Source organism: Acidovorax sp. NPDC077693 (assembly GCF_044542805.1).
Taxonomy (GTDB): Bacteria; Pseudomonadota; Gammaproteobacteria; order Burkholderiales; family Burkholderiaceae_C; genus Acidovorax.
This window is the reverse complement of record NZ_JBITVD010000004.1, coordinates 171711-196866: the sequence shown is the minus strand read 5'-3', so window position 1 is coordinate 196866 and position 25156 is coordinate 171711. Positions and strand designations below refer to the sequence as shown.

Here is a 25156-nt window from a genome sequence, read left to right as displayed (position 1 = left end):
TGCCCGGTTTTCTACAATACGGGCCAGTTTATCGGGACTTTCATGACCTCTATCGATGCTTCCCTTCCCACGGTGCAGCCAGGCTCCTTCCTCACGCTGCACTACCGCCTGGCCGGCCCGGCGGGGGATGTGATCAACACGTTTGCCGACAAGCCTGCCACGCTGTCCCTGGGCGCGGGCGAGTTGTCCCCCGCCATGGAGCAGCGCCTGCTGGGCCTGCCCGAGGGCACCCGCGCCACGTTCGAGCTGGCCGCCGGCGAGGCCTTTGGCGAGCGCAACACCGAAATGCAGCAGTGGGTGGCCAAGAAGCTGCTCAACCAGCTGGGCGACCCCGACGAGCGCTACAGCGTGGGCGATGTGGTGCAGTTCCCCACGCCCGACGGGCAAAGCAGCTACGCGGGTGCGGTGCTGCAGGTGCGGGAGGACGGCGCGGTGCTGTTCGACTTCAACCACCCGCTGGCCGGGCAGCCCGTCACGTTCGAAGTGCAAGTGATCGGGATCCTGTGATGTCCGCCCCGCAAGAAATCCTGCTGGCCGAGCCGCGCGGCTTTTGCGCCGGCGTGGACCGCGCCATCGAGATCGTGGAGCGTGCGCTGCAGAAGTTCGGCGCGCCCATCTACGTGCGCCACGAGATCGTGCACAACACCTACGTGGTCAACGACCTCAAGGCCAAGGGCGCGATCTTCATCGAAGAGCTGTCCGACGTGCCGCCCGGCTCCACGCTGGTGTTCAGCGCCCACGGCGTGAGCCGTGCGGTGCAGCTCGAAGCCGAGGCGCGTGGCTTTTCCATCTTCGACGCCACCTGCCCGCTGGTGACCAAGGTGCACGTCGAAGTCGCCAAGCTCGCCAAGGAGGGCTACGAGTTCATCATGATCGGCCACAAGGGCCACCCCGAGGTGGAGGGCACCATGGGCCAGCTCGACCACGGCATCCACTTGGTGGAAGACGTGGAGGATGTGGCCCACGTGCAGCCGCTGCAGACCGCCAAGCTCGCGGTGGTGACGCAGACGACCCTGTCGGTGGACGACGCGGCCGAGATCACCGCCGCCGTGCGCGCGCGCTTTCCGCAGGTGCGCGAGCCCAAGCAGCAGGACATCTGCTACGCCACGCAGAACCGGCAGGACGCCGTCAAGATCTTGTCGCCGCAGGTGGACCTGGTCATCGTGGTAGGCAGCCCCACCAGCTCCAACAGCAACCGCCTGCGCGAGCTGGCCGACCGGCTGGGCACGCGGGCCTACATGGTCGACAGCGCCGACGAGCTGCGCACCGAGTGGTTCGAGGGCGTGACGCGCGTCGGGCTGACCGCCGGTGCATCGGCGCCCGAGATTCTGGTGCGCGACGTGATCGACCGCGTCAAGGCGCTGGGTGCGGTGTCGGTGCGGACCATGGACGGTATCGAGGAGACGATCAAGTTTCCGCTGCCCAAGGGCCTGCGCATCGATGCAGCCACGGGGCTGGAGATCAGCCAGCGCACGCCGGAGACAGGGCCTGCAGGGCATTGAGTGACCGCTTGCAGTGCCATGCGAACCAAGACGAGGGCCTGAGGGCCCTTTTCTTTGGGTGCTACCTATTTGATAGCTGCTTGCGCTTATTCAGCAAGCGGTAGAGGCATTTTTAGTCTGAATTCTGGGCTGCTTTGCCTTGGCGGGGGCACGGCAGGCGTGCTTCACCGGCGCAAGGGCAGGATTGTCGCCACGGCAGAGTGCTACAAATTAGATAGCTCCCAGCGCTTTGCCATCAAGCGGTAGCGGCCATTTTTGCTTGATTTTCAGCCTCTTTTAGGCATCACAGCGCCACGGCCGGTCCGCTCCACAGGTCCAGCGGCGGGTCTGCCGCCACCGCGCGCAGGATGTCGGTGCGCGAGATGAAGCCCGACAGCACACCCGCCTCGTCCGTCACCGGCAGGCCGGGCAGGCCCGTGTCCAGCAGCACGGCCGCCACGCGGCGCAGTTCCGTGTCGGCAGCCACCGTAGGAACCGGGCTCACCATCACGTCCGACACGGGGCGGCGGGCGAGGTCGATGGCCTGCTTCACGGCGCCTGGTTCGGGCAGCAGGTCGAGCGGCGCCATGTCGGCGCGCACCAGCAAGCCGATGACGCGGCCCAGCGCATCCACCACCGGGGCCTGGGCCACCTTGTGCTCGGCCAGGGTCTGCCAGGCGTCGTTGACGCGCTGGCCGGGCTGCACGCTCAGGGCGCCGGTGGTCATCACATCGCTCACCTTGCTCAGCGGCTGGCGCGCCTGCTGCGGGCCTTGCTCCGTCTGGGCATAGGCGCTCACCGCGTCCTGCATGCGCAGGTTCTGGGGCGGCGTGGGCGTGGGGTGCAGGGGGGCAGGGGGGTCAAAGGGTTCGGTGGGCACGTCCATTTCGCGCGTGCGCAGCGCCTGCGGCCGCTGCACGCGCCGCACTGCCGAGATCTGCGCCAGGTTTTCCGGGCCACCCCGGTACATCTGGCCCGATGGGCCGAATACAAAGAACATGCTGCCTCCTGGTGGCACCGCCCGAGACCCAGCAAGGTCCCGGCGACGGTGCTGGCCATGTTATCGGCACTTGCCATGGCCCACCGCAGGGCCGGCGTGTATCGGTGTGTAGCGCTGCGGGCTGTCTGTACGCTGCCGTGGCGCTGTGGAGGGCGCTGTAGAGCCCCTACACTGCCTGCCTTGCCTTTTGTCCCTGGGAGCCCCCGCATGATCGATCGCGCCGCCATTGCCGACGCCCGCCGCCACATCCAAGACCGCCAGAGCGGCTTTCTGCGCACCACGCCGCTGATGCGCGTGCCCGGCCGGTCCCTCGGGGTGGACTGTGCGGAGGTCTGGCTCAAGTTGGAGCACCTGCAGGTGGGCGGCAGCTTCAAGGCGCGGGGCATGCTGTACCGGCTGCTGGCCAACCCGGTGCCCGACAGCGGCGTGATCATCGCGTCCGGCGGCAACGCCGGCATCGCCGTGGCGGCCGCCGCCCAGGCGCTGGGCGTGCGCTGCGAGGTCTTCGTGCCCGAGGTCTCGCCCGAGGCCAAACGCGCCCGCCTGCGATCGCTGGGGGCAGAGGTGGTCGTCACCGGCGCGGCCTATTCGCAGGCGTACGAAGCCTGCGTGGACCGCCAGAAAGTCACCGGCGCGCTGCAGGCCCACGCCTATGACCAGCCTGAGGTGGTGGCCGGCGCCGGCACCCTGGCCGCAGAGATCGAAGAGCAGGGCGGCCGCCTGCCCGACACCGTGCTGGTCAGCGTGGGCGGCGGCGGCCTCATCGGCGGCGTGGCCGCCTGGGTGGAAAGCCGCGCCCATGTCGTGGCCCTGGAGCCCGAGCGCGCCCCCACGCTGCATGCGGCCCGCGCCGCTGGAGAGCCGGTGGACGTGGACGTCAGCGGTGTGGCCGCGGATTCACTGGGCGCACGCCGCATCGGCGCCATCGGCTGGGCCGTCAGCCAGCGCCATGTGCACGACGCCCTACTGCTGCCCGACGACGCCATCCGCGCTGCGCAACTGTGGCTGTGGAAGGAGTTCAAGCTGGCCGTGGAGCCCGCCGCCGCACTGGGCCTGGCCGCGCTGCAGACCGGCGTGTACAAACCCCAGCCGCAAGAGACCGTGGCCCTGATTCTTTGCGGCGCCAACTTCGACCCTGCCAGCCTCAGTTGAGCCATAAAGCAGCGGACGCCACTGGCGCGGCCCACGCCAGCGCACCCGTGGAACCGGCTTTGCCGGGCCACCGGGTGCGTCCCCCTGGGGGGAAGGCGCGAAGCGACTCAGGGGGATTGGATTGCGGGGGGAACTAAAATCCAGTCATGCTAGATATCCTTCTCCTTCGCAAAGACCTCGACACCGCCATCGCGCGGCTGGAAACCCGCAAAAAGCCCCAGGCCTTCCTGGACGTCTCGGCGTTCCAGGCCCTGGAGTCCGAGCGCAAGACGCTGCAGACCCGCACCGAAGAGCTGCAGGCCCAGCGCACCCAGTTGTCCAAGCAGGTCGGCATGCTGATGAGCCGCGGCGACAAGGATGGAGCCGAAGCCATCAAGGCCCAGGTGGCCGCAGGCAAGGTGGAGCTGGAGCAATCCGCCGCCCGCCTGGAACAAGTGCAGACTGACCTGCTGGCCATGCTGGTCGCGGTGCCCAACCTGCCGCACGAATCCGTGCCCGTGGGCAGCGACGAAGCTGGCAACGTGGAAGTGCGCCGCTGGGGCACGCCCGGCACGTTTGCCTTCGAGGTGAAAGACCATGTGGACGTCGGCACGCCACTGGGGCTGGACTTCGACATGGGCGTCAAGCTCTCGGGCTCGCGCTTCACCGTGATGAAGGGCACCATCGCCCGCCTGCATCGCGCGCTTGCCCAGTTCATGCTGGACGTGCAGACCCAGGAGCACGGCTACACCGAGTGCTATGTGCCCTACGCCGTGAATGCCGATTCGCTCAAGGGCACGGGCCAGCTGCCCAAGTTCGAAGGCGATTTGTTCGCGGCCAAGAAGGGCGGCCAGGACGGCGAGCCTGTGCCGGACAACGCAGCGCTGTACCTCATCCCCACCAGCGAAGTGCCGCTGACCAACTTTGTGCGCGACGTGGTGGTGGCCGAGTCCGAGCTGCCCATCAAGCTCACGGCCCATACGCCGTGTTTTCGCTCCGAGGCTGGCAGCTACGGCCGCGACACGCGCGGCATGATCCGCCAGCACCAGTTCGACAAGGTCGAGATGGTACAGATCGCGCACCCCGACAAAAGCTACGAAGCGCTGGAAGACATGACCCGCCACGCCGAGGCCGTGCTGCAAAAGCTGGGCCTGCCGTACCGCGTGATGAGCCTGTGCACCGGCGACATGGGCTTTGGCGCTGCCAAGACCTACGACCTGGAAGTGTGGCTGCCCGCGCAGAACACCTACCGCGAGATCAGCTCGGTGAGCAACTGCGAAGCCTTCCAGGCCCGCCGCCTGCAGGCCCGCTTCAAGAACGCCCAGGGCAAGAACGAACTGGTGCACACCCTGAACGGCTCCGGCCTGGCCGTGGGTCGCACGCTGGTCGCCGTGCTGGAGAACTACCAGAACGCCGACGGCACCGTGACCGTGCCGGAAGTGCTGCGACCCTACATGGGCGGCGTGGCTTTGCTGTCGCCCGCAGCCTGATAGGGCTGGGCGCACGGCGGGCTGTGCGCTGTAGATTTCGCGGCGGCGGCCCCGGGCGGCGGGGGAATGCTGATGGTCGCAGGCCGTAGCGCGAGGCTCTGCACCGAAATGCCCCTAGCCGAGATACCTGCTGCGCCGCAATGCTGGCGCAGCAGCGTCAGCAGTGGCCGGCAGGTACTACGCGTCCTTTATTTCGTCACCGCAAAGGTGCCCTTCATCAGCCCGATGTGGCCGGGGAACGAACAAAAGAAGTTGTACGCCTCGCCCACCTTGAGCTTGGTGGCATCGAAGCTGACGGTGTCGCTCTCGCCGCCGCCGATCAACTTGGTGGCAGCCAGCACGCGGGTGTCACCGGGCTTGAGGTAGTTTTTGTCCGCGCCTGCAGGAATGCCGTCGGTGGCAACGGCCTGCATGTCAGCGGCTTTGGTCAGCACCCAGTTGTGGCCCATGGAAGCCTTGGGCAACTTGCCCGTGTGTACCAGCTTCAGGGTGACCTTCTTGCAGCTGGCTGGCACGCTCAGGCTGTCCTTGCTGAACTTCATGGCGTCCGTGCTTTCGATCTCGAGATCGCAGGGGCCTGCCATGGCAGAGCCTGCGGCGAACAAAGAGGCGGCAACGACGATGTGTGCGAATCGCATGGTGAAAGTGTCCTTGGGGAGAAATTGAAGAAGGCTGAACTGAGCCGCAGGGCCCGTGCGCGCAGGGCATGTTGGCTGCACAGGATCGTGCCACCGGGCCTTTGGCGGGGCCATGACCTGCATCAAGCCAGCGGCAGATGCGATGCGCTTTCTGCAGCCTGCCGGAGGGATGGGGTTGGGCGGCAGAAGCTGCACGCCGTCAGCACGGTTCTTCAAAAACTGCTGCTATAATCGCAGGCTTCGACACACAGGAGAGGTGGCAGAGTGGTCGAATGTACCTGACTCGAAATCAGGCGTAGTGGCAACACTACCGTGGGTTCGAATCCCACCCTCTCCGCCAAATGAAAGCCTAAGTGATTGATTCACTTAGGCTTTTTTCTTTGCTTGCTGCCTTCGGTCAGTGCGTGCCTTCAGGCCAGGGCCCAGCGCCAACGGCCCCGCTGCCTTCATCGCCCCACCACGTGGGGCCTCCGTCAGGACTCCATGACTTTTTCGACCATCCGTTTCACCTGCTGCGCTGCGGTGATGGCTGCGTGTTGGCTGCCATTCGCTTCGGTGCACGCCCTGGACAAAAACGCCGCGGCCTGTGAGGCCGCCATGCTGGGCGATTTCAAGATCGTGGAAAAGCGCACCGCGCGGGGGAGCAGCAAGTCCGATGACGAGGATCGCATCCGGATCTCGCGCGACGGCAAGCGCTATGCCTTCTCATTCGTCGGGCCGGACGGCAAGGCTTTTCCGGACGACACCGGCAAGCCGAACGTGGAGTCACTGGCACCCATCGATCCCGATGCTTTGTGGAAGATGTTGACGGGCAACGACAACGACGCGATAGCCGAAGCCAAGAAAAGTGGCACCACCGTGTGCGGGTTGAAAGGCAAGGATGGCTACTTCATGCGGATGAGCGACAAGGCGCAAACCAGCTTCACTGCAACGCTGGGCTCGGGGTTCGGCTCTGTGGTGCTGACACTGGAAAAAGCGCAGTAGCGGCGAGGCCGATCCAGACGTCGATCAGCCTGGGCCCTGCGCGAGCAGCCCCCCCTGCGGCAAAAGGGCGTGCCCTTCGCGGGGCCATCTTGTCGCAACGCAGGGGCCGATGCGCAGGCACTCCTCCTCAAGATTTCATGCCAGGGCCGCCAGCTGCGTGACCGACCCTGCGAACCAGTCCTGGTCGACAGGTCCGGTGACACCGGGGACCGGGGTGCCTCCGTTGGAAGTGCCGTCGCTGTACTGCCAGAAGGTCCACGCGTTCCATGGCAGCGGTATGCGGGGCGTGGCCGAATAGGCGGCCAGCCACAGCGGGCGGGACGCCAGCACCTCGCAGCCGGGCAACGCACAAAGTTGTTGCCAGAAGCCAGCGTCGGTGTAGAGCACCGTCTGACGTCCGAAGAGGGCGTCGGTCCGTGCCAGGAACTGCAGGGTCCATTGCAGGGTGTCTTCCGGGCTTTGTCCATCCAGCGTTTCCAGGTCCAGAACGGGCGGCAGGTCCTGTGGTCCCAGCGTCGCATCTGCTCTCACGGTGTCATAGAAGAACTGCGCCTGTGCAGTGGCGTCGGTGCTCGCTTGGCCGAAATGGTAGGCGCCCCTGAGCAGCCCTGCGGCCTGGCTACCCGACCAGTTGGTCTGGAAGTGCGGGTCTACAAAGGCGATGCCCTGGGTAGCCTTGATGAAGCAAAAGGCCATACCGCTGCCGGCCACGCTGCCCCACTGGACCATGCCTTGGTAGTGGCTGACGTCGATGCCACGGGTTTGTAAGGTCATCACGTCATGCCCCGAGGCAAAAGTTGCTTGGTGGACGGGTCTTTTTGTGCATGGTTTTTTTCCTTGCGGGACTGTCAGTGCGGGTGGCACGCGCCGCGCGCTGCCCCCAGTGTCTGGGATGCGTGCCAGCTTGGCGATTTCGGGGCATTGCCAGCGAGCACGCGCGCCTTTTGCTTCGACGATAGCTGCACAGGTTCCGAAAAACGACCTACCAAGTTTGTGAGTTGCGAGGCGTGGCGCGGACTTCCACACTTCACACGCATCGGCGGTACCTGCCATGGCTGTTCATTCACCCGCGCGCGCGACCGGGGGCTCCAGGCCCCCCTTTCCCGCTGGTGGAGAGCCCTGCGGAACGGTATCGGCGGCATGCCACATTGCTCCACATGCGCCTGCGCAGACGAGGAGCCGTTGTGCCGATGTGAAGCAGAACCAATGAGGGGCGAACTGATGGCAATCCTGAAAAATAGCGCTACGCAGCGCAAGATCCATTTGCGGACGCTCCATGTGTTCGGGCGGGGCCGTTCGTCCGACACATTGCTGGACAGCCCGGACGCGTCGCAACTGCATGCCTCCATTCGCTGGACGGGCACGGTGTGGGAGCTGCGCGACCACAGCCGCAACGGCACCTTGATCGACTGCACCTCCATGTCGCACGCCGACACCCAGGTGCTGCGCGTAGGAAGCACCGTGTGCTTTGGCCGCAGTCCGGGCGCTGCCTGGGTGGTGGAAGACTTGTCACCGCCCGGAAACCTGCTGTGGCCCCTGGGGCACGACGGCGCCCCCATACCGCTGCAGCGGTCCAACCTGCTGCCGCAAGGGCAGGGCGCCGAAGTGTCCATCCACTGCACTGAACAGGGCCAGTGGATCTGCACCAACCCGCATGGCAGCTGGACGCTGGAGGACGGTGATGAAGTCCGCTTCTCCAACCGGGCCTGGTGCTTCATTGCAGCGGCCGCCGAAGTCTCCTCCACGATGGAGTCGATGGCGACTGCCATCCCCTTCGTGCGTCCGCGCACGGCCTTGCGTTTCCATGTCAGCCTGGATGAAGAGCACGTGCGATTGGAGGTGCAGGAGCGGGACCGGACATTCGATCTCGGAGAACGCACGCACCACTATGCGCTGCTGACACTGGCACGCCTGCGCTGGGCGGATGCGCAGCGGCATCCGGACAGTCAGGCCCACGGATGGGTCGAACTGGATCGCCTGGCCAAGATGCTGGGGGTGGAGCCCGGGCATCTGAACATTCAGGTGTTCCGCATGCGCAAGCAATTGGCCCTGGCGATGCCGGCGGACTCCCATGTGCCCGAACTGGTCGAACGCCGCCGGGGATCGCTGCGTTTCGGCAGCCTGCGGTTTTGCATCATGCGCGGGAGCCAGCTCGAAGCCGACTTCGATCCGCTGTCGCTGAGCGGCCAGATCCACGCTGAAGAAAAGCTCGCTGCCTGACCCTGCCTCCCGATCGATATGACGCCCGTGCCCGCGCACGGTTTTCCCGTGGGCATGCCTGGCTATCAGGTGCTGGGTTTGCTGGGACAGGGCGCATCGGGCCAGGTCTTCAAGGCCCGGCAACGCAGCACCGGGCAACTCGTGGCAATCAAGGTTCCAGGTGCCGGTGCCGCGCGCGACCCGGCTGCGCGGCGCCGTGTGCACCAGCGGCTGCACCAGGAAACCCGGGTGCTGGCTCTGCTGCAGCACGCCCACGTGGTGCGGCTGCTGGACAAGGGCATGGCCGATGGAGGGTTTCCGTTCGCGGTCCTGGAGTACGTTCCGGGAGAGACGCTGCGCGACCTCCTGCAGCGCCACGGCAGGTTCCCCTTGCCGGATGCCGCGGCGCTCATGGCGCAACTGCTGGATGCCCTGAGCTTCCTGCATGTGCGCCACATCGTGCACCGCGACCTGAAACCCGAGAACGTGATGGTCGTGGCCACCGGGGTCACGTTGCATGCCAAGGTGCTGGACTTCGGTCTGGCCAGCCACCACGGAGCGCCGCAGTTCGCAGCGGGTGCGGAAGGGACGCCGGCCTACTGCGCGCCGGAGCAGTTGCGGGGCGACGCCTGCGTGCCCGCCACCGACCTCTACGCCTGGGCCTTGATCTTTGTGGAATGCCTGTGTGCCAGGCCCTGCGTCCAGGGGGCCGGCGTGACCGAAGTGCTGCGGCAGCAGCTGAGCCCATCGCCCATCGCATTGCCCGACGACGTGTTGCGCAGCCCGCTGGCCCCGCTGCTGCTGCGGGCTTTGCACAAGAACGTCCACCTGCGCGCGGCCGACGCCGCCCGGCTGTACGCAGAGCTTGCTCAATGCCTGGCGCAGATGCGCGCGGCCCCGCCGGGCCCGCCAGCGCTTTTGCCCGCGATGGCGTTGCCGGGTGCGCGCAGGAACTCCACGATCGACCCCCTGCTGCTGGCGCAAGAGCAGGCCAGGGGCACGCCATCGCGCGCCATCCTGAGCCTTACGCTGCGGCTGTATCCGGCCCGGGATGCGTCGCTGGCGTTGTCCGACCTGCAGGAGATCCGCGAGCAGCAGCTGCGCTGGTGTGCCAGCGCCGTGCAGTCCGGCCAGGGCCATGATGCGGGAACGCTGGGCGACTGCATGCTGTTCCACTTCGACCAGGGGCCCAGCAGTGCAGAGAACCTGCAGCGGGCCGCAGCGCTCGCCCAGGACCTTTGCATTCGTGTGCAGCGACGAAGCCGCCTGCTGGAGGTGCAGCACGGCGTGCGGCTGGAGATATCCGGGGGCATGCACACGGCCGCACCCAAGCCGTCCGGAGCCTCGCCGGATGGCCGCCAGGCGGCCAATGTGACGCTGTACCTGAACAGCCTGGCAGGCCCGGGCACAGTCGTGCTGAGCCACCGGGCCCACAGCGAACTGGCGGGCAGCGTGCACTCGGAGGCCTATACCGGCATGGGGCCAGTGCGGCCCCCGGAGCCCGAGCCGGTGTACCGGCTCGCCCCGCAAGCCGCGCATCCGTGAACGGCACGCGGCTTGCCGCGTCATCCCCAACGCATCAGCGGATGGCGCAATGCAAGGAGCGGCGCACCGTGTGGATCGATGGATCGATGGATCAGGTCCGCATCAGCTGTTCGATCTGTTCCACCGGATAGCGGTGCCAGCGTCGGTTGGTGGTGTCCTTGGGGCTGGTGTTGCGTGCGTGCACCCAGGCCACGTACAGCTGCTGTTCAGGGTTGGTGGCAATGCGTTTGGCACGCACCGACCAGACGAACGCGTTGTCTTCGCCCACGTCGATGTCCGCAAAGGGGGCGCTGCGCCAGAAATCCCGGCGGTAGCACAGCGTGCCGCCACACACCCAGGGCGTGCGGCCGTCGTACACGTACTGCCAGGCGCTGCGCGCTTCGGGGGCATAGAAGAAGACCTTGTCCAGCCCGCAGATATCGGCCTGTTGGGACTGCAGGCTGCGGACCTGCGAGCTGAGCCAGCCGGGGGCTCTCCAGTCGTCGTCATCCCAATGCGCAATCAGATCCCCACGCGCCAGCTCGCAAGCGAGATTGCGCTTGGTGCCGAGCGTGGATTTGCGGTCCAGCCGCAGATAGCGGATGTTCTCGTGCGCAGGGATGAGGTCTGCCACGCTGTCGCGCCCGTCGTCGAGCACGATCAGCTCGCGAGGCCCGTAGTCCTGCGCGAGGAACTGGCCGATCGCCTGTGGCACAAAATCGCGCCGGTCCGCGGTGGGCATGATGCAGGAAACCATTGGCATGGAGACGGCCTGTGGGTCTGAGGTTTGGGGGGGGAAATAGAAGTCGCCATCATCGGTCAGGCACTCCGGCTGGGGAACTCTGCGCCACGCCGCCTGCTGCAGGTAATGGCCTTCCTTGAACTTCCAGGTGTTGCCATCGTGGCGCACGTAGACGCACAGCGACCGGCCCGCAATGCGGCACAGCCGCGCCCCGCCGCGCAAGGTTTTCTGCAGAAAATCCGCGTCCTCCCTGAGCGAGGTGTGGGGGTACTGGCCGTGCCGCTCCCACAGGCTGCGCCTGAAGACCAGGGTGCCGCCGCTGACGTTCTCGAGGAACATCTGCCGAAACAGTGCGCGGCTGCAGGCCCAGAATTCGGCCTGTGGCCGGGCCATGAACAGCATGTCGTTGAGCCCCGTGATGTCCGCCACGTTGTGCAGGATGGGGGCCGCCTGGCGGCTCAGGCGCTGCGCGCCATACCAGTCGTCGTCGTCCCAGTGCGCGATGAGTTCGCCCCTGGCCACCCGCACCGCTTCATTGCGCTTGGCACCGATGCTGGTGTGCGTGGGCGTGCGGATGCACCGGATGCGGGGGTCGTCGATACCAGCGGGCAGATCGGCATCGGTCTCGTACACGATGATGAGCTCCAGTGCCGGATAGTCCTGCCGCTGGAAGTACCGGATGGACTGCGCGACAAAGGCGGCGCGCCCCCGCGTGGGCATGATGCAACTCATCAACGGCGAGCCGGCGGCCACGGGCGGTGCCGGGGTCACGGGGTGTGCATGAGCCCGCTGGCCGGGGGCGGGCAGGGCGATGAACAGGCGCGTCTGCTCGGGCACCGCGAAGTGGCGGCATGCCTCTCCCGCGCAGTGGCCGTGGTAGGCCGCCGCTTCGCGGCTTCTTTCGGTGCGCAGCGCGCAGAACCGGTCCTGGTACAGCCGCTTGTTGGTCTCGAGCAAGCCATCGTGCGTGCCGGCCACCTGGGCGCACCGGGCCCCCCGGTGCACGAATGCCGCCTTGACCCACACCCCCTCGAAGCCGGCGCGGGCCGCGCGGATGTTGTAGTCCATCTCCCAGCACGGCCCCTGGGTGTATGCGGTATCGGCAGCGCCGATCGCTGCGACCACCTCGTTCTTCACCACGTAGCAAAAATCGCCCAGGCTGTGCAAGGGGGCCAGCGGCACGCACGCGTCGCCGAAGCGGGCCAGCAAGGCATCGGCCTGGTCCCACAGGGCTTGCGGGTGGCCCGCGCAGCCGGGCGCGATGGCCTGTTCGTTCCAGCCCCGGTTGGTGGACGGGCCCGCCAGCCCGCGGCTGGGGTTGGCGTCCAGTGCAGCCAGCATCAGCTCCAGCCAGCCGGGGCAGACCTGCAGGCCGTTTTCCAGAAAGACATAGATGTCTGCGGGCTCGCTGACCAGCTGGTTGAAGCAGGCTGCGGCCCCGGGCTGGGGGGGCGCGGGCAGTTGTACCAGCGATGGCGGTGCCGGCTGCAGGGCCTGCATTGCCTTCGCCTGCAAGACGTGGTCGTCATCGGGCAGCAGCCGCAGCCCAAAGGTCAGCGGTGTGTTCTCGAAGATGCTCGAGAGCGTGGCGCACAGGCCGTCGGCCTCGCCGGTGACATGCACGCCGATGAGAATCTGGCGCTCTTGCGGTGCTGGCATTCACCACTCCTCGCTGGTGGCCACCAGGCCCGTGCCCAGCACCGCCTCCAGCTTTCGCCAGGGGCTTGCAGGGCCTTCGTCCGCCCAGTCGGTGACCGAGTCCAGCAGCCGTTCCAGTGCGATGGCCTTGGCATCGGCGGCGGCATAGAAGCGGGGATAGCACAGGAGCAACTCTTCGGTGCAGGCGCGGATCAGGGACTCCCTGCGGGCCGGCTCCGGAGCGTGGAAGGACGCATACAGAGTGGGCGTGCCGAACCTGCCCAAGCGCCGCCACAGGCCCGGAATCACGGTGTACTCACCGCCTTCGATGTCCATCTTGATGAAGTTGCAATCGCCGTCCGCGTGCCCGTGCAGGAAGCGCTCCATGTCCACCCCCTGCGCTTCGTGGCAGGGCTGACCGCTGGCGCCTGGCGCGGCCAGCATCCCCGACATGCTATCGCCGAACTGGCTTTGCGCGCCGTAGTACAAGCCGCCCGCGTACAGTGGCATCGGACCGCTTTGCGCACCGATGCCGACTGCGTGCAGATGCAGCTTGCCGCGCAGTGCGGGGTTGGCGTCGGCGTTTCCGCTCAACTCCGCGAACGCGACCGGATCGGGTTCCACCGCGTGCACGCAGCGCGACAGCGTCGCAGCGTACAGTGCCGTGGGACCGATCCAGGCTCCCAGGTCCACGCAGCAGGCATCGGGTTGCAGGAACCGCCGCAGCACCTCGAAGGTGTGCGGCTCCCAGGCGCGGGCTTGCACCCGGTCCCAGAATGGCTGGCGTGCGTCGTCCGCACGCACATTGAAGATCCGCCCGCCCACTGAGATGCGGCGCGTGTTCTGTGCAGGGCTCATGGTCGGCGTGCTCCGCATTGACCGTCGGTTACCAGACCGTGTAGGGTGGCGGGCCATCGTAGGTGGCGCTGAATTCAAAGGCATGGCCTTCGAAGATGAATCCCGGCACGTTGATCTGGCACCACACTGCGCCAGCATAGGGGCTGCTGGCTGGCGTCAGCTTCATCTGGATGCGGACGGACTGCTTCGAAGAGTCCTGCGTCTGCAAGGACAGCGGCAGAAAGTAGTCGTTGCCGTAGAAGTTGGCCTTCCTGCTGCGGATCTCGCAGACCAGCGTCACGAACTGTCCGCTGCTGCTGTAGATCAGCTGAAAAATGAACTGGTAGTCCGCACTGGCCGGCCAGATCATCCGGATGGTGTTGCCCGCCACCACCTGCTGCTCCGGCAGCTCCGTGGAGGGGTAGACGTTGACCACGCCAGCGCCACCGGCATACAGCGCGCTGATGGCGACGTCCTGCACCGGCGATGTGCCCTGCAGCACGATGTCTGCGTTGCTGACCGGCGCGCTGGCGGACAGCGGTATGTCGGCCGGTGCTGGAACCTGCCGTGCGAGTGCCGAATGGCCTGCCGGGCCCGAGCCGTCGCAGTGGAACACCAGGCCGCCCATCTGCGTGATGACGCCGGGCGCCTCGATGCCCGTGCCGCACGACGGCACCAACTGCAGCTGGACCAGCGCCTGCCCTGGCAGTTGCGGGGGCTTTGGCTGGCACTGCGCGGTGCCGCCGGGGCCCTGGCACACATCCAGCGCCCAGGTGATGCCGGCCAGGTCGAACACTCCAGCACCGTCGTAGTTGACCCGCTGCTGCTCACGCCCCCAGCTGCCGCTGCTGGCGGCAGGCCGCTGCGCCACAGTGCCCGCCAACAGGCTGCTGGGGGTCGCTGCCGTGGCCATGCATTCAACGTCCGAGGCCAATGCCTTCGCCAGCGCGCGTGCACTGGCGTCGCCCTGCGGGGCCACGCCGCCTTGCTGCACCAGCGAAAAGCTGTAGGTGCTTTGGGGGGCCAGCGGGTCGATGTCGTAGGGTGTCGTTGGCAGCATGGCGGAAGAGCTTCCCAGGATGCTGCCGAACACGAAAACCCAGTCGACCCATTGCTCGTCCGCCGCCATGCGCTGCAGCGAGGTGATGGCCAGCTGCACCTCCTCCATCGGGTAGGCCCCGGTCGCTCCGCAAAAAAAGAGCCCGGGGGCCATGAAGACCTTCAGCGTGTCGCCCTCGGGCACGGGTGGCGACGCCTGCGGCAGGGCGGCACGGGCGGTCTGCATCGCCCGCTCCATCAGTTGGCAGCGCGCCTGGATATCGAGCCGAGCGTCGCCCAATCCCCGATGTTGCGGTGACCCATCGGGGTGGACCTGGGGCGCGGTGTCGAGCACGTAGCCGATGAACTGGACATTGGTGTAGGCCATGCGATTTTCCTTGGTGGTTGTCTGAAAGCTTTGGCGGGTGGTGCCCCTCAGCGGCGCAGTCCGTAGGTGAACTTGATGATGTAGTTCACGGACACGTTGAGAGGGCGCGTCTCCTTCAGGCTCACTGGCACTGCGGTGCTCTGCCCCGTGCCTGCGACTGGGCCGCCGGTGGTCAGCGTGTTCTTCACGCTGGGAGCACCTGCGGCGGTGCCGTCGGGTGATGGAGCCGATGGGGCTGGCGCACTGCTGTAGGTGTGCTCATGGGCCTGCAGCGCGCTGGACTGGATCGAGCCGACGCCGTCGTTCGAGCCCTGTCCACCTGGCGGGGCTGTGCGATTGGCGATGTCGGGGTCGTTCTGGGTGCCGGTGCCCACGCCCCGCAGGAAGTAACCGCGGTAGTCCGGAATGTTGAACTGCGCGCCGGCGCCGCCGTACACATAGCCCAGCACGGCAAACAGCTCGGGGTATTCAGCGCAGGCCAGAGACCGGCCATCGCAGTACATCCACCCCCACGCCTCCAGCGGCTGGGTGGTGAATGCCGTTGGCGAAGCCGCGGTGGGAGTGCCGCTGCTGTCGGGCGCTCCCAGTGCGCCGGCAAACGCGGACACCGCCCCCACGGGCAGTTCTCCAAAACCTGGGCGTTGAAAAAAGGGGCTGCCTGCCCCCGGCATCACCATCATGGCGTGTTCCTTCCTAGCGCTGGCAAGCGCGTTCCGTGGGTTGAATCCGGCTCATCCAGCACCTGCATTGCCGTGGGCACCACCACCCGCCATGCCGGGCCAACGCGGTGCGGCGGCGGTGTTGGCGCGGGGCCCACGGCGTGCTTGAGGTCATTGACCAGTGCCAGGTCGCCGGCGTTGGCAGGGGCCAGCGGGTCGGGCCCGCTCCAGAGCATTCCGCTCGAGAAGAAATACAGGAATGCCATGGCATGTGCCGGCTGCACGGGCAGCATCACACGCGCCTGGCCGGCCTGCAAGAAATTTATGAACAGCGCATCACCACCCGCTGTGGGGCTACCCGGCTCTGGCGCGGCGGGCGGGGACCCCACCGCATCGGACACGCCGTGGAAGCTGTAGGCCATCTCTTTCCACTCGAGCACTTCGTCGAAGAACTGCAGGTAGCGCGGCTCGCCCACGGTGAACGGGGAGGGCGACCCGGGCGGCGACGAATACGCGCAGTATTCCGCCGCCCCGGGCAGCGTGGGCAGCCCGGTCAGCCGCTGCATGCGATCGAGCAGCAGCCGCTGGCACGCGTTCTTCAGTTCGCGCTGCTCGAGTTGCCGCAGCGCCAGCGGCGACCGCAGGGGCGTGCCGTCCGGTCCCCCGTGGCCGAAGCGGGCGCGGTACGCGGCCAGCCGCTCCTCGTACCCTTTGACGATGCTGGCGTACGTGCGAATGCGCCACTGGTCCATGCACCGGGGGGAGGGAATGCAGGTGACCTCGACATGGACCTGCGCCAGGCTGTCGCTCGGCGGCGAGAACAGTGGTTGGCTGTCCATCACGGACACGGGTACGGTCTCGTCCTCGCCGTCGAGCGTAACGGCAGCTGCCGCCGAGCCAGCGCTCACGGTGTGCCGCCCCACGAGCACCATCGGCGCTGGCTGGCCCGGATAGGCACCGATGCAGGCGACAAAGGCCACCGTGGCGCAGTAGCCCGCCGGAACGGCCAGCTGCTTGTCCTCCCCGCTGCGCACCGTGGCGCACACGCAGCGCTTCGCCGGCGGTGGCGGCTCCAGATCCAGTACGCCGTAGCACGCGCCCAGTTGCGCATAGCTGCGCGGCCCGTCCACCCGGATGTCTTCGAAGGTGGCCACGCCCAGCTGTTGCGGGGACGGCGGCCTGGCGAAGTCCTGGCCTGCGAGGGCCTGTTCCTGTGCGATGAGGCTGGACCCAGGCTGGCACACCATGAATTCCATCATCAGCCGCTGGCCGTAGTTGACCACGCAGGCCTCGTACACCTTGTTCACCCAGCGGAACACGGCCCGCATGCTCTGGGGGCCTGCGGTGTTGTCGACGACGCTCACCACCGCGTCTTCGGTCTGGCTCATGGTGCTGCTCGAGCGCGTGTGGCTGACACTGCGGCTGATGCGGTTGACGGTCTTGTTCAGGATGTCGCGCGCAAAGCGTGTGGTGTCATCCAGCCCGGGCTGGGCCCCTTGCTGCAGCGCGCGGGTCCACGAGCCATCCAGCGTGGCCTGCGTGGGAGGGCCGTAGCTGCTCGTGAACTTGTTGTACTGCTGGGTCTCGGCGACCTCGGCCACGGTCTTGCGAGACTCTTCCTGCAGGTTGCTGCGTTCGTCCGCGGCATCGTTCTGCAGGGTCTGCATCTCGGCCAGGGTCTGCTTTTGCTCGCTGTGCTGCCGGTGGGTGCGTTTGTGCGTTACCTCGCGCCGCTCACCGCGCATCACGTTTTCAATGCGTGCAATCTCGCCGCTCTGGTAGTGCAGCAGGCGCTGGCGCACCATCTGCAGGTCACCGATCGCGTAGGGCTCGATCCACCCGCCAGATGCACCAGGTGGCGGGCTGGCGGCATCGTGGCACGCAGGCAGCGGAAAGATGTTGGCAGGCAGGACCACCGTCGCCTTGTAGAGCGCCACCAGCTGGGCCGCGTTGATAGGCGCGGGCTGCAGGAGTGCCGGCGTTGCCGGGGTGCCGCTGGCCGCGACCGCCTCGGTCGCGCCCGAGGGCCAGGCCACGGCCAGCAGATGGGCCATCTGCAGCGTGCGGGTCAATGCGGCGAGCAGCGCCGTCTCGTAGCCCAGCACGATCACCAGCGCGAAGTAGCTCTGCCAGACACGGTCCAGGGTCTGCGCGTAGCTGGCCGATTCCAGGTAGGCCCAGCTCAGCCCGTGGCGCTGCAGCAGTTCTGTCACCTGTGCGTGTGCGGCGGCCAGCCATTCGCGCGGCGTGTCGCCTGTGGGGGGCGGCAACCGCGCCAGCAGTGCGGCGAACTCGCCCACCGGCCCGGGCAGCGGATGCAGGTCCGCGATGAAGTCGCCCTGGTAGGGCGCATCCCCGTCGATGAACTGCAGCGCCAGGGACCGCGCGGCCATCCGGCCCTGGCTGCGCGCAGCCACCAGATCGTCGGCAAAGCTGCTGGACGGAGGGCTGGCGCTGGTGTACTGCACGAACCCGTACAGCAGGTCGGTCGCCGTCACCTGGGGCCAGCGGCGCACATACACGTATGGGAAGAGTTCATCGGCGTGCTCGTCGATGAACGGCAGGGGCTCGACAGGATCGTCCGGCCCGTCGGGCTCGACCGGCGATGGCGATGGCGCCGGGGGCTGGGGCCTTGGCGGCGGGATCGGGCCGCGCATGGGACACGTGGCCATGATGCCCTCGAAGTGGTGGTCGTCCGACCGCCCCCGCATGCCGTAGTGGATATCGGCAAAGATGGCCGTGTGGGTGACTCCGTCGATGTGCACGGGGGTCTTTTGCTGCAGGTAGCCGGACACGTAGCAGCCCGAGGGAAACCTGAACTCGAAAGGCTGGGACGGCCACTGACTGGTGACGGTGACCTGCTGGCCGGGCGACTCGCCCGGACTGCAGGACACGATGACGCTGGAGGGAACATCGTCGTGCGGTGCGCGGTTGATGGTGATGTCGAAGACCAGGCAACCATCCATGGCGCTCCATCTTCTTTTGACCATTTCGTTCACGGGATGCCTCCTGGGTGGGCCGCGCCTGCGTCGCCTGCATCGGCGCAGGGCACCCGGGTGCCCCACGCCGACGCGTGGCTTCAGCACATCACGATGTTTTCGAGGTTGAACGCGAACGGCGTGGAGTTGGCGCCAGGGCCACCACCGGTCATCACGATGTCGGCGCTGGCGATGCCCAGCAGCGACAGCTCGGTGTTGATGTTGGAGATGATGGCCGAGTTCATGACCTGGCCCTGCACCACCTGCGACGCCACGCCGATCCAGATGGTGGGCTTGAACTCGAACACCGCCTTTTGCTGCGGGGCGATGGAGGTCTTGGTGGCCAGCAGCTTGCCGTCCTTGTAGCAGCTCGCATTGATCGCGCCCTTGGGCAGCGAATTGAGCACCTGCACCTCGCGGGAGCTGGTGCCGCTGCCGGCGGCCACCAGGCGGTCGCCGGAAGTGGTCAGCGACATCTGGAACAGCTGGCCGTTTTGCGCGTCCAGCTGCGGCGTGTAGTTGCCGTAGCTGTCGCTGGCCCCGACCTGCATGGTCATGGGGAAGGTGAACGGGTGGTTGTCGCCCTGACCGCAGTATTTGATGACCTGCCAGGCCACCGCCAGTTCGTCGAAGTCGGTGGCCACGTTCTTTTGGAAGACGACGATCTCCGAGTTGTTGGTGTCGTTGGAGTTGTTGATGAAATTCAGTTGTACGCCCATGAGTTTTCTCCTGTTGGTGGAAGTGGTGGCAACACACCGCGCGTTGCCTGTTGGCCCCGACGGCCTCTCGGCCGGCAAGGCGAACCTTGTGTGCCCGGATCTGCCGCAGCGTTCAGATCCGGACGATGCTGTCGAGGTTGAATTCGTAGGGGGTCGAGCCCTCGCCCGGGCCGCCGCCGGACATCACGATGTCTGCGCTGGCGACACCCAGCAGCGATAGCTCCGTGTCGGCACTGCTCATCACGGCGGAGCTGATCGCGTCTCCCTGTGCGATCTGGGACGCCACGCCGATCCACAGCACGGGCGGATACTGGAAGACCGCCTTCTGGCCGGGCACCACGGCGTTCTTCGCACCCACCATGCGGCCGTCCTTGAAGACGCAGACGTTCATGGCGCCTTGGTCCAGGTCATTGAGCACGTCGACTTCATTGGAGGCGCTGGCGGCGCCGGATCGCACCAGGCGCCGAGAGCCTGACGGGGTCGACTGCAGCTTGAGCAGCTGACCGTTGTCAGCGCGAACGCGGGGCGAGAAGTTGCCGTATCCGTCGACCACACACACCTCGAAGCCCACCGGATAGGCAAACGGATGAAAACAATCACGGCCGCAGAAGCGGATGACCTTCCATGCCATGGCCAGCGAAGCCATGTTGGGCGCCTGGTTCTTCTGATAGATCACCACCTCCGACCTGTTGCCGTCGAGAGATCGATTGATGAATCGCAGCTTGATATCCATGAGGAACTCCTGCCTGATGTCCTGTCGCTGGGGGCTTCTTGCTGCCATTGCTCAGGCAGTGAAGCGACTGTAGGCAGAGGCCGCGATCAAAGCGATTACAGCCAATTACAACGAAGGGATGCTGGGTCGCGCGTCGCGTGGGTCAGGCAAAAGGGTTGGGACGGCAGTGGGGACGGATTGAGGCAACCGAGCTGAGACTGCTGTCAGGTCACCGCCGACCTTTTTCGTCAACCATGGCCTACGGCGGGCCAGTGCCCCAGGCGGCGACATTGCTTTGTCTTTCATTCAAGGAGATTCCATGAAAACCAACCTCATCGCCGTGGCCATCGCTGCCGGGTTTCTTGCCTCCACGGGCGCACACGCTTTGACAAGCGACCAGTACAAGGCAGAAAAGAACAAGATCGAAGCGGACTACAAATCGCAGAAGGTGCAATGCGACACTCTGAAGGCCAACGCCAAGGATGTGTGCGAGGAAGAGGCCGAAGCCAAGGAGAAGATTGCCAAGGCCGAGCTGGAGCAACAGTACAAGCCCAGCCCCGCCCATGCCCGCAAGGTGGCAGAGGCCAAGGCGGAGGGCGCGCATGACGTGGCCAAGGAAAAGTGCGACGACCAGACCGGCGACGCCAAGAACGCGTGTGAAAAGCAGGCCAAGGCCGACTACGACAAGGCCAAGGCAGACATCAAGGCCACCAAGTTCTGAACGATTGTGCGGGTGGGCCGCCGATCTGGCGCCCCCGCACCACACCGGCATGCGTGAGCCAGTTGCCCCGGCTGGTTCACAGTGCCACGCGCCGCGCCACTGCGCTGAATCCCTGCGCTTCAGAGGCCCGCAAGCCGGCGCCAGGATCCCGCAGCGTCGCGAAAGGACCCGGCCTCGCTGAGCATCCAGTCCACCACAGCTTTCACGTGGGGGCTGGTTTTGCTGCGTTGGGGCACAACGAGGTGGTATCCGGCCGCCATGGGCAGGTAGAAGGGCCATGCCTCCACCAGTCTGCCCTGCATCACGTCGTGCGCGATGAGTGTGTCATGGCCTATGGCGATGCCTACTGCGGCCACAGCGGCCGTCAGGGTGGTCTCCGTGCCCTGCAACCGCATGTTCCTGGCGCCTGACAGATGCGTCGCGTTGCAGGCAGACAGCCACTGCTGCCACTTGCCGGCCCGCAGCGAGTCGTGCAGCCATGGAAAGCGCTGCAGGTCGCCCAAGGTGCGAATCGGCCGTTCGGCCGCGAGCTGTGCCGATATCACCGGCACCAGGCTGTCGTGCATGAGCAGGTGGGATCCCGGCAGCGATCCATCGCCGTAGTGGATTCCGATATCGAAACGTTCCTTGCGAAAGTCTGCATCCCAAATCGAAGTGGCCAGGTCGATCTCTGCATCGATCCCCGCCACATGCAGCCGGGCCAGGCGCGGGATCAGCCAGCGGGAGGCAAACGACGGCATGGCCAGGATCTTGACGGTGCGCGATCTCAGGGCCGAGGTGCTTGCCAGCTGCGCTGCGCCGCGCGCCAACTCTTGCAGCGCACGGTGCACCGTCTCGAGGTAGATCTCGCCTGCGGGCGTCAGCTCTGCGCGCCGGTGCCCCCGCAAGACGAGCGTCTGCTGCGTACTGCGTTCCAGCGACGCGATGTGCCTGCTGATGGCGGATTGTGAACATGCCAAGTCACTGGCCGCAGCGGTAAAGCTGCCGCATCGGGCCACGGCCCGAAAGGCCTGCAAGGCTGCAAGGGTGATGTCGCTCATAGGCTCTGCTGCCGGGGCTGGGCAGGCAATCGGGATCGATGGGCGGTACGGTACCTCAAGCGGAGCCCGGCCGCAGGGGCAGACTGCGCGCACGGTGCCCTACGGCAGCGTGCACCGCATTGGCCACCGCCGCGATCACCGCGGACGTGCCCGGTTCCCCGATGCCTCCGGGCGGCTCGTCGCTCTGCAGCACGTGTACATCCACCTGCGGCGCCTCGGATAGCCGAAGCACGCGGTAGTCGTGGAAATTGCTCTGCTCCACACGGCCGCCCTGCAGCGTGATCTCGCCCCACAGCGCTGCCGTCACGCCAAACTGGATGCTGCCGTCCACTTGCGCATGGACGGTGTCCGGGTTGACGACCATCCCGCAGTCGACGGCACATACCACGCGGTCCACGCGAATCTCGCCTGCGGCGTCCACGGTGACTTCGGCCACCTGGGCCGTGAAGCTGCCAAATGCCGACAGCACTGCAACGCCCCGGCCCCTGCGGGAGCCCTCGGCGTTTGCTGCTGGCAGCGGTATGGCCCACCCGGACTTCAGCGCCACCAGTTCCAGCACGGCCCGCGCGCGGGACTTTGGGGGCAGCAGTGCCAGGCGGTAGGCCACGGGGTCCTGGCGCGACAGGGCGGCCAGTTCATCCACAAAGCTCTCGATCACGAAGCAGTTGTGCGTGGGCCCCACCCCGCGCCACCAGCCCGTGGCCAACCCCGGCATGGGCTCATGGCGCACATAGTCGAGCTGGGCAGCAGGCCATGTGTAGGGCCCAAGACCTGCTTCCACCGCATCGCCATCCAGGCCATTGCGAACAGCGCCCGGAGCGACCCGCGCGAGGATGGACGATCCCACCACCCGATGGGTGATGGCCGTGGGCCGGCCCTGCGCGTCCAGCGCCGCACTCAACCTGTCGGCGTACATGGGCCGCAGGATGTCGTGCTGGATGTCCTCTTCGCGTGACCAGATGAACTGCACGGGGCCCTGCACCGTGCGCGCGAGCGCCACGGACTGCTCCACATAGTCCGCCTCCAGCCGGCGTCCAAAGCCGCCGCCCAGCAGGTGGTTGTGGATGCGGATCTTGTCGGCCGGCAGCGCCGATGCCTTCACTGCGGCATCGCGCGCGCGGATGGGCGCCTGCGTTCCCACCCACACGTCGCAGCCGTCCGGCGTGAGGTGCACGGTGCAGTTGACGGGCTCCATCGCCGCGTGGGCCAGAAACGGCGAGTGGTAGACCGCCGAATGGCGCGACGCGGCGCCTGCCAGGGCGGCTTGCACGTCGCCTTTCGACAGCGCCGATGCGGCATCCTGGCGGTCCAGCTGTCGCTCCAGGTCCTGGCGCAGCTGCGCGGTGGAGACGCCCGCCCCGGCGCCGTGATCCCACTCGATCTTCAGCGCCGCGAGCCCTTGCTTGGCCGCCCAGGAGTGGACGGCGATGACGGCCACGGCATTGGAGATTCGCACCACCTGGCGCACGCCAGACACCGCCAGGGCTGGGGCTTCGCCCACGCTGGCGAGCGTGCCGCCGAATACCGGGCACGCCGCCACCGCCGCGTAGAGCATGCCGGGCAGGCGCACATCGATGCCGTAGGTGGCCGACCCGTCGACCTTGCCCGCCACGTCCAGGCGCGGGATGGGTTTGCCAATCAACCGGAACAAGTGCCGGGGCTTGAGCGCCACCGGCTGCGGCACGGGCAGACGTGCGGCGCTGCGGGTCAGCTGGCCGTAGCGAAGCCGGCGCCCGCTGGGCGGATGGCTGACCTGGCCCTCGTGCGCCTGGCATTCGGCCGCAGGCACGCCCCATTCCTGGGCCGCGGCGCTCACCAGCATGGCCCTCGCGGTGGCGCCGGCCACGCGCATCGGCTCCCACGCACCCATGATGGAGTTGGACCCGCCGGTGATCTGTCCGCCGCCCGCACGCGGGTTGCCATAGCGGGCTGCGTCCGGCGGGGCATGGGCCAGCGTGACGCGCGAGAGCGGCACTTCCAGTTCCTCGGCGATCAGCATCGACAGCGCGGTGTAGATCCCTTGGCCCATCTCGACGCGCGCCATCGTCAGCGTCACGCTGTCGTCGGTGCCGATGCGGATGAACGCGTTGGGCTCGAAGGGCGCAGGGGCCTGCATGGCTGCCAGCGCCTCGGAGTGCCGGCCTGCAGGTCGCCCGGGCAGCGCCACGCCCAGGGCCAGCGATCCGCCGGCCATCAGCAGTACGCGGCGGGTCAGCACGGGTGTTGCCGCGTCTTCTGGCTGCCGCCACCGTTCGCAGGGGCCAGAGCGGCCGGCGTCTGGTGGTGTTGTTTTCTGGATGCTCATGCCTGGCCTCCGCCGCGGGCCGCGCGGTGGATGGCCACCCGGATGCGCGAGTAGGTGCCGCAGCGGCAGATGTTGCCGGACATGGCTGCGTCGATGTCGCCGTCCGTGGGTTTGGCGTTCTGGATGAGCAGCGAGCATGCCGACATGATCTGCCCCGACTGGCAGTAGCCGCACTGCACCACGGATTCATCCAGCCAGGCTTTTTGCACGGCGCGCCCCACGTCATTGTCGCCAATGCCCTCGATGGTGGTGATGCGCTGGCCGGCCACGGCGGAAATCGGTGTCTGGCAAGAGCGGATCGCCGTGCCGTTGAGGTGGACAGTGCACGCACCGCAAAGCGCCAGGCCGCAGCCGAACTTGGTGCCTGTCAGTCCTTGCACATCACGCAGTGCCCACAGCAGGGGCATGTCGGCCGGCAGGTCCAGCGCCACATTGCGGCCGTTCAATTCGAATTCCACCATCGCTCACCCCACCGCAATGGCTTCGACTTCGATCAGCCAGTCCGGGTGGACCAGCCCCACCTGCACCACCGACATCGCCACCTTGTGGTCGCCCAGGTAGCGCTGGCGGATGTCGGCGCCCAGGCGCCAGTCATCGTAGTTGGCCAGCCAGATGGTCAGTTTCGCCAGATTCTCGCGGCCCATGCCGGCCGCCGCGAGTGTGGCCTCGATGTTGGACCAGACGCGGTGGGCTTGCGCTTCGAAGCCTTTCGCCAGTCTGCCGTCCGGCTCCAGGCCCATGGTGCCGCTGATGAAAAGCAGGCGGTTCACGGAGATGGCTTCCACGGCCTGGGCGTAGGGGCCGATGGGGGCAAATATGTCGGGTGGGGTATGCGTTCTCAACATGGGCGTCCTTGGCTGACGGGTTGGATGAACGTCCATTAAAGGAGCGAATCCCTGGTGGCCCGATGCCGAATCCTGATCTCATGCCAT

22 protein-coding genes and 1 tRNA gene are annotated in these 25156 nt (G+C 66.8%); 9 read left to right on the top strand and 14 right to left on the bottom strand.

What is annotated here, in order from left to right:
• Positions 1–42 precede the first annotated feature (42 nt).
• Both ACIGHN_RS06735 and ispH read left to right on the top strand, forming a co-directional pair.
• Positions 43–507: a peptidylprolyl isomerase gene (locus ACIGHN_RS06735; RefSeq protein ID WP_056418195.1), complete on the top strand. Its 465-nt coding sequence runs from the start codon at positions 43–45 to the stop codon at positions 505–507.
• Positions 507–1502 (top strand): 4-hydroxy-3-methylbut-2-enyl diphosphate reductase, encoded by a 996-nt coding sequence (ispH, locus tag ACIGHN_RS06730; protein WP_056161721.1) that lies wholly within the window; start codon positions 507–509, stop codon positions 1500–1502. Before ACIGHN_RS06735 ends, ispH begins: the two co-directional genes overlap by 1 nt.
• A gap of 283 nt (positions 1503–1785) precedes the next feature.
• Here ispH and ACIGHN_RS06725 read toward each other — a convergent pair whose 3' ends face one another.
• Positions 1786–2481, bottom strand: coding sequence for an HPP family protein (locus ACIGHN_RS06725; RefSeq protein WP_396503764.1), 696 nt, complete (start codon positions 2479–2481; stop codon positions 1786–1788).
• Positions 2482–2688: 207 nt separating this feature from the next.
• On the opposite strand from ACIGHN_RS06725, the gene ACIGHN_RS06720 reads away from it, so the two are divergent.
• Positions 2689–3633, top strand: a complete 945-nt coding sequence (locus ACIGHN_RS06720; RefSeq protein ID WP_396503763.1) for a threonine/serine dehydratase — start codon at positions 2689–2691, stop codon at positions 3631–3633.
• A 146-nt stretch (positions 3634–3779) separates the two neighbouring features.
• A complete protein-coding gene (gene serS / locus ACIGHN_RS06715; RefSeq protein ID WP_396503762.1) occupies positions 3780–5102 on the top strand; it encodes a serine--tRNA ligase in 1323 nt (440 codons plus the stop codon).
• Positions 5103–5290: 188 nt separating this feature from the next.
• Here serS and azu read toward each other — a convergent pair whose 3' ends face one another.
• Positions 5291–5740, bottom strand: coding sequence for an azurin (gene azu / locus ACIGHN_RS06710; protein WP_396503761.1), 450 nt, complete (start codon positions 5738–5740; stop codon positions 5291–5293).
• A gap of 250 nt (positions 5741–5990) precedes the next feature.
• On the opposite strand from azu, the gene ACIGHN_RS06705 reads away from it, so the two are divergent.
• Together ACIGHN_RS06705 and ACIGHN_RS06700 are read left to right on the top strand one after the other, a co-directional pair.
• A tRNA-Ser gene (locus ACIGHN_RS06705) sits at positions 5991–6080 on the top strand.
• A gap of 143 nt (positions 6081–6223) precedes the next feature.
• Complete coding sequence (locus ACIGHN_RS06700; RefSeq protein ID WP_396503760.1) at positions 6224–6724, top strand: hypothetical protein; 501 nt, start codon at positions 6224–6226, stop codon at positions 6722–6724.
• Positions 6725–6859: 135 nt separating this feature from the next.
• On the opposite strand, the gene ACIGHN_RS06695 is transcribed toward ACIGHN_RS06700, so the two are convergent.
• Positions 6860–7498 carry a glycoside hydrolase family 25 protein gene (locus ACIGHN_RS06695; RefSeq protein ID WP_396503759.1) on the bottom strand — a complete coding sequence of 213 codons (639 nt, stop codon included), beginning with the start codon at positions 7496–7498 and terminating at the stop codon, positions 6860–6862.
• A 447-nt stretch (positions 7499–7945) separates the two neighbouring features.
• Here ACIGHN_RS06695 and ACIGHN_RS06690 point away from each other — a divergent pair, with 447 nt between their 5' ends.
• Positions 7946–8944, top strand: coding sequence for an FHA domain-containing protein (locus tag ACIGHN_RS06690; RefSeq protein WP_396503758.1), 999 nt, complete (start codon positions 7946–7948; stop codon positions 8942–8944).
• Between the two features lie 18 nt (positions 8945–8962).
• A complete protein-coding gene (locus tag ACIGHN_RS06685) occupies positions 8963–10468 on the top strand; it encodes a protein kinase (protein WP_396503757.1) in 1506 nt (501 codons plus the stop codon).
• Between the two features lie 91 nt (positions 10469–10559).
• On the opposite strand, the gene ACIGHN_RS06680 is transcribed toward ACIGHN_RS06685, so the two are convergent.
• The 7 genes from ACIGHN_RS06680 to ACIGHN_RS06650 all read right to left on the bottom strand — a co-directional run bounded on the left by ACIGHN_RS06680 (position 10560) and on the right by ACIGHN_RS06650 (position 20179).
• Entirely contained in the window at positions 10560–12848 is a 2289-nt protein-coding gene (locus ACIGHN_RS06680) for a glycosyltransferase family 2 protein (protein WP_396503756.1), read from the bottom strand.
• Entirely contained in the window at positions 12849–13685 is an 837-nt protein-coding gene (locus ACIGHN_RS06675) for an FkbM family methyltransferase (protein ID WP_396503754.1), read from the bottom strand.
• 28 nt (positions 13686–13713) lie between these two features.
• Positions 13714–15090, bottom strand: coding sequence for a hypothetical protein (locus ACIGHN_RS06670; protein WP_396503753.1), 1377 nt, complete (start codon positions 15088–15090; stop codon positions 13714–13716).
• A 47-nt stretch (positions 15091–15137) separates the two neighbouring features.
• Positions 15138–15770: a tail fiber protein gene (locus ACIGHN_RS06665; protein WP_396503752.1), complete on the bottom strand. Its 633-nt coding sequence runs from the start codon at positions 15768–15770 to the stop codon at positions 15138–15140.
• Positions 15767–18739, bottom strand: a complete 2973-nt coding sequence (locus tag ACIGHN_RS06660) for a hypothetical protein (protein ID WP_396503916.1) — start codon at positions 18737–18739, stop codon at positions 15767–15769. Before ACIGHN_RS06660 ends, ACIGHN_RS06665 begins: the two co-directional genes overlap by 4 nt.
• Before the next feature lie 89 nt (positions 18740–18828).
• Positions 18829–19446: a hypothetical protein gene (locus ACIGHN_RS06655; protein ID WP_056416501.1), complete on the bottom strand. Its 618-nt coding sequence runs from the start codon at positions 19444–19446 to the stop codon at positions 18829–18831.
• Positions 19447–19558: 112 nt separating this feature from the next.
• Positions 19559–20179 (bottom strand): hypothetical protein, encoded by a 621-nt coding sequence (locus tag ACIGHN_RS06650; protein WP_056416498.1) that lies wholly within the window; start codon positions 20177–20179, stop codon positions 19559–19561.
• Positions 20180–20477: 298 nt separating this feature from the next.
• Here ACIGHN_RS06650 and ACIGHN_RS06645 point away from each other — a divergent pair, with 298 nt between their 5' ends.
• Positions 20478–20879: a hypothetical protein gene (locus ACIGHN_RS06645; RefSeq protein WP_396503751.1), complete on the top strand. Its 402-nt coding sequence runs from the start codon at positions 20478–20480 to the stop codon at positions 20877–20879.
• 119 nt (positions 20880–20998) lie between these two features.
• Here ACIGHN_RS06645 and ACIGHN_RS06640 read toward each other — a convergent pair whose 3' ends face one another.
• The 4 genes from ACIGHN_RS06640 to ACIGHN_RS06625 all read right to left on the bottom strand — a co-directional run bounded on the left by ACIGHN_RS06640 (position 20999) and on the right by ACIGHN_RS06625 (position 25069).
• A complete protein-coding gene (locus ACIGHN_RS06640; protein WP_056416491.1) occupies positions 20999–21919 on the bottom strand; it encodes a LysR substrate-binding domain-containing protein in 921 nt (306 codons plus the stop codon).
• A gap of 55 nt (positions 21920–21974) precedes the next feature.
• A complete protein-coding gene (locus ACIGHN_RS06635) occupies positions 21975–24137 on the bottom strand; it encodes a molybdopterin cofactor-binding domain-containing protein (RefSeq protein ID WP_396503750.1) in 2163 nt (720 codons plus the stop codon).
• An 83-nt stretch (positions 24138–24220) separates the two neighbouring features.
• Positions 24221–24685, bottom strand: a complete 465-nt coding sequence (locus ACIGHN_RS06630) for a (2Fe-2S)-binding protein (RefSeq protein WP_396503749.1) — start codon at positions 24683–24685, stop codon at positions 24221–24223.
• A 3-nt stretch (positions 24686–24688) separates the two neighbouring features.
• Positions 24689–25069 (bottom strand): RidA family protein, encoded by a 381-nt coding sequence (locus ACIGHN_RS06625; protein WP_056416479.1) that lies wholly within the window; start codon positions 25067–25069, stop codon positions 24689–24691.
• Positions 25070–25156 lie beyond the last annotated feature (87 nt).